Genomic DNA, 11,169 nt, shown 5'->3' with positions numbered 1-11,169 from the left:
GAGCTTCATTAGGATCGGGTGCAGACACAGTTGTTTTAGAAGGGTTATCACAAGCTGCAACACCAAAAATTAAAAGAGAACTAATTAAGAAGGGAGTTAGCTTTTGCATAGGTTTAATAATTCTGAATCAGAAAGTGAAACTTGTCGAGTTTGTGGATATTCACGGCAGAAGTGAGGAGCAAGTTTCTTAAGTTAGGAGCAAAGTTTTTATATTCTTGCTCCTTAAATTAAAGGAAATTAGTGTGAGTGACAACTACCTGGGGTTAGAGTGTTTCATCACGACGGTCAATAATGACTACAGCAGGATCGTCTCCATGAAGACCTGTTGAATAATTGGTGCGATCGCTATTAACTACTGCTGTATCATGATGCGTTACTCGGTCTAAACCTGGGCGATGTTCACCTAAATCGGTGCCATCATAGATAGAAAATTCTTCAATACCGCGACGTCTGAGAATCGCTTCAGCTTCGCGGATTTCAGCTTCGGTACCATCGATAATTACCAAGTAGTCGCCTCTTTGGAAGCGATCGCTATACACTCGCGCCCTGTCTTCAGGAATTCCTAAGCCAACAAGTCCGCCAACAATACCGCCAGCTGCTGCACCGATCGCACCGCCAGCCAAGGTTGATGCTAAAGCTGTCGCTGCTGCACCACCTGCAATCACAGGCCCAATTCCAGGAATTGCTAAAGTTCCAAGACCAACTAATAAGCCAGTCAAGCCGCCTACAACTCCACCTGTAGCTGCTCCAGCTTTTACACCATCGTCTGCTTTATTACCTGTGCCGACATTTTTATCTACATCTACACCACCGATCCCATGACCGTTTGTATCCTTGGCTATGATGGAGACTCTACTTAAGGGAAAACCTGCATCTCGTAATTCTGTAAGTGCTGCTTCTGCATCTCGGCGATGAGAAAAGACTCCAATCGCGCGTCTGGCAACACCACTATAACCCACATCAGAAGTTGGAGCGACATAATCAGCAGTTGCATTTGTAGCATCTGGGTTGTCATAAATGCCGAACTCTTCCACACCACCCTGATGTAGAATTGCTTCTGCTGTGGCGATTTCTGTATCTGTGCCATCTATGATGACTAAATAGTGTCCCCGTCTCACGCGTTCGTCGTAAACTCTGGCCCGTTCTTCGGGAATTCCTAAACCAATCAATGCACCAAGCAAACTACCAGCTACTGCACCAATACCAGCGCCAGCGAGAGTAGTAGCTAAGGTTGTTGCTGTGGCTCCAGCCAGCATAATTGGCCCGATTCCAGGAATTGCCAAAGTACCAAGACCGACTAATAAGCCAGTTAATCCGCCCAAAGCACCGCCTGTAGCTGCTCCGACTTTAGCACCATCGTCAGATTTATCACCGACGCGATCGCGTACTTCAGCGCCAGAAATATCATCTCTGTCTCCATCCTGGGTAATGACAGAGACTCTGTTCATGTCAAAACCAACTTTTTTTAATTCATGTAGGGCATGTTCAACATCTCGACGATGAGAAAATACACCTACACCACGTTTATGTACACCTACAACCATTATTCTTTCTCCTCAGCAAAAATCAATTATTCACTAATTTATAGCTCCTAATGACCCCATTAATACATGTTTATATTTACATTTCATCAATCGCTTGGAAGAAATTTTATCTCTATCATTAGATATACGTGCTTTTGTCTAAAGATAGCAACAAAATTTAATAAATAAATTATACTTTATTTATGAAAATTAGACGTTGACTAGTTTATTTATCAAAGCAATCGCTAAAATATTAGTTTTAAAATTAGCTAAGTTTCTGCTATAAACCTATGTATTAAATGTAATTTATAATAAAATATAGCAGTCCTAAATCATTTGTAAAAATTATATATCTCTTTTTTCTTTCTTCTCTTTGCGTCCTTGGCGTTCTTGGCGGTTCGTTTCCTTATATATATTTTTCACGACTCATTTAGGATTGCTACATATAGCTCTGTATCAGTTCAAACTTCCGCAAATTGGATTTCATCAAATAAATTAATATAAAATCACCAAGTTTTACATTATTTTCTTTATTAAAAAGATTTGTTTTTTGTAAAATACCACTTTTGGCAAGCAAACTTCTTACCTAAGAAAGTGTCAGCCTATCTAACAGGCAAGTAAATTGATAAATAAGCCATTTTATCAATGGTTATTTAATTGACTGCAAGTGAGAAAATACTATGTTTCAAAGTCTTTTAACTATTTGGGGATGGAACTGGCTATCTTTTGGATTAGCGCCAATAATAGCTCAGGAAGCACTAACTCCAGAAGAAGCATCAGTTCTTTTTTCTGGGCCTAAATTCTTGGTAGCATTGCTGGCTGGAGTCTTAATGGCATTTGCCTTTCAATTATTATTGACTAATTTTTCAGTCGCTGTCGGAATTTCATCTTGGGAAATTGACTCAGATTCTGATGATGAGTCAGAAAGTTTGGGTAGTAAAATTCGTTCAGTTCAAACCAAAATCGGTACTTGGGCGTTACTAACCGTTAGTATTGCATTATTTATTGCTTCTTTTCTAGCGGTAAAACTTAGCTTAATCGAAAGTGAATCTCTAGGTTCAATTATCGGTGTAGTCATCTGGGCTACCTATTTCTCACTGGTAATTTGGTTTGGTTCATCAGCAGTAGGTTCTTTTATTGGTTCTATCGCTAGTACTGTCACTTCTGGTTTTCAAACTCTGATGGGTACAGCAACTGCTGGCATCAGTGCTAATACTGCGAAAAAACAGTTAGTTTCTACTGCTGAAGATATTACAGCCGCAGTCCGGCGAGAATTAACTTCAGGTTTTAATCCTGAAGATATTAGAAATACACTCCAAAGTTCTTTAGGTTCTCTACAATTACCAAAACTTGATATCACAGAAATTCGTAACCAATTTGACCAGCTTCTTAAAGATGCAGATTTGCAATCTGTTGCTAACAGCGACCTATTGCAAAATATCAATCGTCAAACATTTGTTGATTTAATTAGCAGTCGCACAGATTTATCTCAAGAAGATATCAATCGCATTGCCGACCAATTTCAAGGTGCTTGGCAACAAGCTTTGAATCGGAGCAATCCCACCGAACAAGTAATTAATTTACTTAAGTCTGCAACACCCGAAGAATTGAATTCAGACCAATTAGGTGAACGCCTTCAAGAACTGGTTACAGTCGGAGGTGGAAATGGCAATGGTATAATCAAGCAAGCTATTCGATATGGCTTGAGTGCGGCTGCACCAGCAGTTCTGGAGCGGGTCAACCTTTCCAATATTGATGTGAACAAAATTACTAATCAGTTGCAAAAACTGAAAGAAAAAGTTCAAGATGTCGATGTCAATCAAATCACTGAACAATTACAAAAGCTCAGGGATGAAGCAAGTGAGCAAGTATCTGCAAGGTTGCCGATATCACTCGAAAACACGATTAAGGCAGATGTAAAAGACTACATCTTGAATTCCTTTCCTTGGCATTTTAACCGCATTACCCTAAGAGATGAATTTAAAGAAGTCATCTATGACGTTAATGCAGATCCAACAACTGTGAGACGGGAGTTGGAAGAACTCAATCTTGAATATTTTGCCAACTTGCTGAAGCAGCGAGGTGATATCAGTGAAGCTAGGGTGAAAGAAATTTCCGAACAAATGGAAAGCGATCGCTTGGAAGTTTTAGAAACTGTAAAACAGGCCCAAGCGCGAGAACAAGGGCAAGATTTTCGCAGCCGCATCGAAGATTATCTGCGTTCGACAGGGAAAGAAGAACTCAACCCTGAAGGTATTGAACGTGACTTTGCTAACTTGGTGGAAGATCCAGAAGCTGGGTTTGAAGATTTAAGTAGCCGCTTCGGGCAATTCGACCGCGACACTTTTGTACAATTACTGCAACAGCGTCAAGATATCAACGAAGAGGAAGCTAATAATATTGTTAGTCAACTCGAAAGCAACCGCGATAATTTGTTAAATCGTGCTAGAGAACTCCAAGAACAAGCAAAAGCCAAAGCCGATGAACTGCGCCAAAGAGTTGAAGATTATTTGCGGAATACTAATAAAGATGAACTAAATCCCGAAAGTATCAAACGTGAGTTTCAAATTTTACTAGACGATCCGCAAGCTGGAATTAGCCTTTTGCGATCGCGCTTATCGCAATTCGACCGAGATACACTAGTACAATTGCTCAATCAGCGTCAAGATTTGAGCCAAGAACAGATAAACCAAACTCTCGATCAGATTGAAGCAGTCCGAGATAATATTTTGCAAGTTCCGCAACAGGCGAGAGAACAGTACGAAAAAACGACAAAAGCGATCGCTGAATATCTCCGCAATACCAACTTAGAAGAACTTGATCTTGAAGGTATTAGGAGCGATTTGGAAAAATTACTCGATGATCCCAAAGCAGGAGCCTTAGCACTGCGCGATCGCTTGTCTCATGTTGATCGAGAAACCTTAGTTAAACTCGTGAGTCAACGGGGAGACTTGAGCCAAGAGCAAGTTAATCAGATCATTGATCAAGCACAAGATGCGATCGCTAGTATTGTGAGAGCGCCACGACGTTTAGCCAAGCGTACTGCTCAACAAGCTTTAGATTTTGAAGCCAATCTGGAAGAATATCTGCGTAACACTAACAAAGAAGAACTCAACCCAGAAGCAATTAAACGCGATTTGCAATTGCTGCTGTCTTCTCCCCGCGCTGGAATTGGAAGTTTAAGCGATCGCGCCTCCAAATTTGACCGTTCCACAATTGTGGCGCTATTATCCCAACGGGAAGATATTTCAGAAGAAGAAGCTAACCGAATTGTGGATCAAATTGAGTCGGTTCGCACCTCCATTGTCGAACAATTCCAGCAAATCCAGCAAAGAGTGCAATCAGTGCTTGATGGAGTTTTTGCTAAAGTTCGTAACTATCTCAACTCCCTGGATCGTTCCGAACTCAACTATGAAGCAATTAAGCAAGACTTTGCAAAAGTGTTCGACGATCCCCAAGCCGGATTTGAAGCATTGCGCGATCGCCTCAGTCAATTTGATCGTGACACTTTAATTGCTGTATTAAGTTCTCGTGAGGATATTTCCCAAGAAGATGCTAACAGGATCATCGACCAAATAGAAGCGGCGCGGGATGGCGTACTACAACGAGCCGAACGCATCCAACAAGAAACAAAAAAACGCCTGAAAGCGATCCAAGAGCAAACTAAGAAGCAAGCCCAAGAAACTAAAAAAACCGTTGCAAATGCTGCTTGGTGGTTATTTGGGACAGCATTGACTTCCCTTGCAGCCAGTGCGATCGCGGGAGCAGTAGCCGTTACAGGGTTACCTCTACCTCGTTAAAATTCATCATAAATTTATAAAAAAAAGTGGTAATTAATGTAATGCCACTTTTTTTTTATAAATAAAACAAACTACCCCCAGAGTACTATCATGACTTTATTCTTCCTACATATATTACAAAACCCTATCTAAGCAAAGGTTTCAGATTTTTTTTGGGGCGAGAGGAATAAAAAAGGATTAATTATTATTTCTTATAGATAGAAAAAAGTAGCCTTGAGGGTAATATCATAATCTTGTGATTGTGTAATACAGTAACAACATTCTAGAAGCTATGCAATTCTTTACTAGAAAATCTGCTTGTTCCCTAGCAGCCTAGTACTTGTAACCAATGAATACATAAAGCACAAGGATATAGAAATGACTCTTGGCACGATTTTGATGCCAAAATCATTAATATATGCAGTGCTTCTAAAATCTTTGGACTCAACAGAAAGACCTGTTCCAATCAGGTGTGGTTCTGTTATCTCTTACCACTTGTTATTTCTCCAACTTGTTTTCTCGGCATTGCTGAGTAAAAGTGTGAAATTCAAAATTTTAATGTTTGAAAGTTTTTCCTTTGCGCCTTTGGAGTAAAGGAAATTCATACTCTTAATCAGCAACACCGTTTTCTGATGGTGAAGTGACGAAATAATTTTTACCCTCTAACACTCAGGAGAAGCTAATTTATGGCAATAACCATTCCTAATATCGACATTCCCGACCTCTCTAACATTGACCTCAATCTTCCTAACAACATTATCCAGGTCGGTGGTAGTGGTAACAGGGTCATTAACGGCACTAGTGGCAGCGATGTCCTTCTCGGTGGTAGTGGCAACGATCGCATTGATGGCCGTGGTGGCAACGATGTCATTAACGGTGGTGGTGGCAACAATACCCTTCTCGGTGGTGCTGGCAACGATGTCATTACCGGTGGTAGTGGTAGGGATAGTATCCTTGGCGGTACTGGTAACGATGTCCTTACTGGTGGTGGTGGCGACGATCGCCTGCTTGGTGGCGATGGCAACGATACCCTTGCTGGTGGTGATGGCAACGATACCCTTCTCGGTGAGAATGGCAACGATAGCCTCATTGGCGGTAGTGGTAACGATGTCATTAACGGCGGTGATGGCAACGATGTCCTTGGCGGTGGTACTGGCAATGATCGCCTCGTTGGCGGTAGTGGCAACGATCGCCTCGTTGGCGGTAGTGGGGCTGATACTCTCACTGGAGGATCAGGTAACGATACTTTCCAGTTCAACTCAGTTTCAGATAGTCCTGCTGGATCTAGACGGGATGTTATCACTGACTTTTTTGGAAACGGTAATTTGCCAGGTGACGTAATCAATCTATCTAACATCGACGCCAACTCCACGATAGACGGCAACCAAGCCTTCACATTCATTGGATCTCGCGCATTCACCGCAGCCGGTCAGGTTCGTTATGCAGGAGGTATTCTCCAAGCTAACATTGATGGGAATCTATCGGCTGAGTTTGAGATTCGCCTAGCAGGCGCACCACAACTAGTGGAAAGCGACATTGTGCTTTAATTTAATAGACCTGCCTTGAAAATAAAGCACGAGGTAGAATTCTAATAATTTAACAGTCGTAGGGAGAGGTAAGCTTAATTTGCCTCTTCCTTTTATAATGATTATTATGCAAATTGATTTCTGTATTTAGGCGAATTGACAAAATGCACTCGTCTTTAACCTGTCAAGGATGGTATTGCTGTAATCAAGCATAGTTAAATACCAAGAAAAGATATTAGGACTTACGCAAAAATTGCTAAAAAGCTTAATTTATCGAACCGCCAAGACGCCAAGAGCGCCGAGAATTCGTAGAGTGTGCGTAAGTCCTAGATATTTTACTAAAAAAGTAGCTCATATTGGCTTTCCACTTAATATTAAAATTAAAATTGTTAACAAAGTTTGGGGGTTTAAGTAAAGAGCTTTTATCAAGCAGTACGTTTTGATGCCTAAATCTAAATCCCTATCACAAAACGTAATTGCGAACTTGTACTGAGCGTCACACTGACGATGATGCCAGAGAATGAAAAAAGATGTCAAAGAATTTGAGCAGCCAAATTGTAACGCAACAGTGTAGCGATCGCACTTGGCAATTACTTCCTTATACATAACTATAAAAATTACCAAACAAATCTCAATAAGCAAAACCAACCCCTATCTGAACAAAGGTTTAAGATTTTTTTGTGACGAAAGTAATAAAATAAAGTTAATTACTCTTTCTTATAGATAGAAAAAAGTAGCCTTGAGGGTAATATCATAGTCTTGTGATTCTGAATAGAATCAAAACCTTCTAAAACCTATGCGATTTCGTAGAAGGAAATCTGCTTCTTTCCTAGCAGCTTACTACTGGAACCAGTGAAAACATCAGGTACAAGAATATAACATCACTCTTGGCACAATTTTGATGCCAACATCATCAATAAATCCAGTGCTTTTCAAATCTTCAGGCTTAACAGTAAACACCAGTTCCAATTAGGTTTGGTTTAGTTATATCTTCCCATTCATCATTTATTTGCCTTGTTTTCTCGGCGTTGCTGAATAAAAGTGTGAAATTCAAAAATTAAATCCTTGAAACTGTTTCCTTGCGCCTTTGGAGGAAACCAAATTCATACTCTTAATCAGCAACGCCGTTTACTCATGGGGAAGTCACGAGGTAATTTTTTTATCCTCTCAGTTCAGGAGAAACTCATTAATGGCAACCTTTAACGGTACCGATTTCAGTGACATTATCAACGCTCGTGGCACAAACGATATCCTGAACGGCAATGGCGGCAGTGATATCCTAAACGGCAATGGCGGCAATGATACCATTAACGGCGGTAGTGGCGACGATATCCTTAACGCTGACAATGGCAACGATAGCCTCATTGGCGGATTGGGCGACGATATCCTTAACGCTGACAATGGCAATAATACCCTTAACGGTGGTAATGGCGACGATATCCTTAACGCCGGTAGTGGCAACGATCGCCTTATTGGTGGTAATGGCGACGATATCCTTAACGCCGGTAGTGGCAACGATCGCCTTATTGGCGGTGATGGCGACGATATCCTTAACGGCGATAGTGGAAGCGATGTCCTTAGCGGTGATAGTGGCAACGATATCCTTAACGGTGATAGTGGCAACGATATCCTTAACGGTGATAGTGGCAACGACACACTCGCGGGCGGTACTGGGACTGATGTTCTCACTGGAGGATTAGGTAACGATGTTTTCGATTTCAACTCAGTTTCAGATAGTCCTACTGGTTTTTTACGAGATGTTATCACTGACTTTGTTGGAAACGGTAGCTTGCCAGGTGACCGAATCGATCTATCTACCATCGACGCTAACTTGACTAAAGGTGGCAACCAAGCCTTCACTTTCATTGGGACTGGCGCATTCTCCGCACCCGGTCAGATCCGTTATTCAGGAGGTATTCTCCAAGGTAGCACTGATGGGGATCTGTCGGCTGAGTTTGAGATTGCGCTGACAGGAACACCAGGACTAGTGGCAAACGATATTATCCTTTAATTTAATAGACTTCTTGCAAAAGTCTCTAAGAGGTTGTTTGAAAAGGGTCAGCTTGAGCCTCAAGTGGAACTCAGGGGGGCGATCTCAAATCCCAAAACTCCATTCTCTCGTAGCAGTTTCTCGGTAGCCAGGGTAGTGAAACACACGCTGGAAGACTTTTCAAACATCCTTTAACACCCCACTCCTAAACGCTTGCTCTTAGAAGTGGGGTTCTTATTTTTGATGTACAGCAGATTTCAAGTTGGTGAGGTACACAAGCTAAGTACAGCATTTCATTAATTCATAGCAAATTAAATTTGCCATAGTCTCACAATGCCAATGCATTTAGGACTTACGCATTGACAAGAAATACCATATAGTAATCCGCTTTGATTTTTGAAATTATTTGCGTAGGCAGGGAGTAGGGAGTAGGGAATCAGCCCTTTCGAGTTGTACGGAGTTTTTTCAAAAATCAAATAGGAGTCCTATATATGGAGAAGTTTAAAAACCACATCTTTCGTAAGGGCACAGCATGGTCTATTGACGATCGCACGATAATTAAGAAAAGCCTGAAAACTTCCGGGAGCATCGTTAATGCACATCACGATGAATTTGTACAGTGCGTAAGTCCTAGCATTATTAATGCGTCCCGATACAATGCTAATGCGTCCTGATACAATGCTAATGCGTCCCGATACAATGCTAATGCGTCCTGATACAATGCTAATGCGTCCCGATACAATGCTAATGCGTCCTGATACAATGCTAATGCGTCCCGATACAATGTTAATGCATTCCGATACAATGTTAATGCATCCCCCTACATTAAAAACGCTGTAATTTCAGGAGAGCGCTCATTAATGGCAACCATTAACGGTACTAATCGCCCTGACAATCTGTCCGGTGTAGTTGATTCTTTTTTTGATTTTCGTAATATCTCTAACGCTGATATCATTAACGGATTTGATGGCAACGATACGATTAAGGGTGGTAGTAACAACGATACAATTAATGGCGGAAATGACGATGATTTGATTGACGGTGGAGACGGCAACGACAGCCTTATTGGCGGTGCAGGCAACGATACCATTAACGGCGGATTTAGCAGATTTGCCAACAACAATACAATTAACGGCGGATTTGGCAAGGATAGCCTTCTTGGCGGATTTGGCAACGATACCATTAACGGCGAAGAGGACAACGACACAATTGACGGCGGTGGTGGCAACGATACCATTAACGGCGGTGCAGGCAACGATACAATTAACGACGGTGATGGCAACGATACTACTAACGGCGGTGCAGGGAACGATACCATTAACGGCGGATTTGGCGGATTTGGCAACAACAATACAATTAACGGCGGTGGTGGCAACGATAGCCTTCTTGGCGGATTTGGCAACGATACCATTAACGGCGAAGAGGACAACGATACAATTGATGGCGGTGGTGGCAACGATAGCCTTCTTGGCGGATTTGGCAAGGATATAATTAACGGCGGTGCAGGCAACGATACAATTGATGGCGGTGGTGGCAACGATAGCCTTATTGGCGGATTTGACAACGATAGCCTTTTTGGCGGATTTGACAACGATAGCCTTCTTGGCGGATTTGGCAACGATACCATTAACGGTGGTAGTGGCAACGATACGATTAGCGGTGATTTTGGCAACGATGATACCTTCTTTGTCAGTGGTGGGCTGACTGATATTCTGACTGATCGCCTCATTGGAGGACAAGGTAACGATATTTTCGATTTCAACTCAGTTCTTGAGAGTCAACCTGGTTTGTTACGGGATGTTATCACTGACTTTGTTGGAAACGGTAACTTACCAGGTGATCAAATCGATCTATCTACCATCGACGCCAACTCCAATATAGCGGGCAACCAAACCTTTACTTTTATTGGGACTAGGGCATTCTCCGCACTCGGTCAGATTCGTTATGCAGGAGGTATTCTTCAAGGTAATACTGCTGGGAATCTGTCTGCTGAGTTTGAGATTCAGCTTATAGGAACACCACAACTAGTAGCAAGCGACATTATCCTTTAATTTAATAGACCTCACCCCCAACCCCTCTTCTTGCTAAGGAGAGGGGAGATGAAGCACAGCTTTATCGGGGTGAGGTTAGAAGTACCTGATTCTTATTAGAAAACGCTATATAGCGGTTCCCATCCAGATGCGGTACAACATTATATCGTGAGGTGTAGGGGCACAGCATTGCTCATACGTGTCAACTTAACGTAAAAGCCATGTCCCGCAAGGAACTGAAGTTCCTTGCTAATAGCGAAAGTCATCTAAAGATGACTAAATAATCCGAAAAATCTTTAGTCTACTTTAGTAGACTTTAGC

6 protein-coding genes and 1 pseudogene are annotated in these 11,169 nt (G+C 41.8%); 5 read left to right on the top strand and 2 right to left on the bottom strand.

Going from position 1 to position 11,169, the window contains the following annotated elements:
- Positions 1-109 (bottom strand): annotated as a pseudogene (locus LC574_RS08710) (transporter); the annotation flags it as partial.
- Positions 110-263: 154 nt separating this feature from the next.
- Positions 264-1,544: a histidine kinase gene (locus tag LC574_RS08705; protein ID WP_229452930.1), complete on the bottom strand. Its 1,281-nt coding sequence runs from the start codon at positions 1,542-1,544 to the stop codon at positions 264-266.
- 659 nt (positions 1,545-2,203) lie between these two features.
- Between LC574_RS08705 and LC574_RS08700 the strand changes: the two genes are divergently transcribed.
- From LC574_RS08700 to LC574_RS08675, 5 genes are all read left to right on the top strand, one after another.
- Positions 2,204-5,323 (top strand): MFS transporter, encoded by a 3,120-nt coding sequence (locus LC574_RS08700; RefSeq protein WP_229452929.1) that lies wholly within the window; start codon positions 2,204-2,206, stop codon positions 5,321-5,323.
- A gap of 665 nt (positions 5,324-5,988) precedes the next feature.
- Positions 5,989-6,849: a calcium-binding protein gene (locus LC574_RS08695; protein WP_229452926.1), complete on the top strand. Its 861-nt coding sequence runs from the start codon at positions 5,989-5,991 to the stop codon at positions 6,847-6,849.
- Positions 6,850-8,017: 1,168 nt separating this feature from the next.
- On the top strand, positions 8,018-8,839 hold the full coding sequence (locus LC574_RS37870; protein ID WP_267871461.1) for a calcium-binding protein: 822 nt from the start codon (positions 8,018-8,020) through the stop codon (positions 8,837-8,839).
- Between the two features lie 621 nt (positions 8,840-9,460).
- On the top strand, positions 9,461-9,658 hold the full coding sequence (locus LC574_RS08680) for a hypothetical protein (protein ID WP_229452924.1): 198 nt from the start codon (positions 9,461-9,463) through the stop codon (positions 9,656-9,658).
- Positions 9,659-9,678: 20 nt separating this feature from the next.
- Positions 9,679-10,869: a calcium-binding protein gene (locus tag LC574_RS08675; RefSeq protein ID WP_229452923.1), complete on the top strand. Its 1,191-nt coding sequence runs from the start codon at positions 9,679-9,681 to the stop codon at positions 10,867-10,869.
- The last annotated feature ends 300 nt before the right edge of the window (positions 10,870-11,169 follow it).

This window comes from Nostoc sp. CHAB 5715 (assembly GCF_020829685.1).
GTDB lineage: Bacteria > Cyanobacteriota > Cyanobacteriia > Cyanobacteriales > Nostocaceae > Nostoc.
The sequence above is the reverse complement of the archived record's forward strand: the minus strand, read 5'-3'. Positions and strand labels throughout refer to the sequence as shown.

Coding starts and splice junctions, on each gene's coding strand:
- LC574_RS08705 (WP_229452930.1), bottom strand. CDS start 1,544: ATGGTTGTAGGTGTACATAAACGTGGTGTAGGTGTATTTTCTCATCGT.
- LC574_RS08700 (WP_229452929.1), top strand. CDS start 2,204: ATGTTTCAAAGTCTTTTAACTATTTGGGGATGGAACTGGCTATCTTTT.
- LC574_RS08695 (WP_229452926.1), top strand. CDS start 5,989: ATGGCAATAACCATTCCTAATATCGACATTCCCGACCTCTCTAACATT.
- LC574_RS37870 (WP_267871461.1), top strand. CDS start 8,018: ATGGCAACCTTTAACGGTACCGATTTCAGTGACATTATCAACGCTCGT.
- LC574_RS08680 (WP_229452924.1), top strand. CDS start 9,461: ATGCGTCCCGATACAATGCTAATGCGTCCTGATACAATGCTAATGCGT.
- LC574_RS08675 (WP_229452923.1), top strand. CDS start 9,679: ATGGCAACCATTAACGGTACTAATCGCCCTGACAATCTGTCCGGTGTA.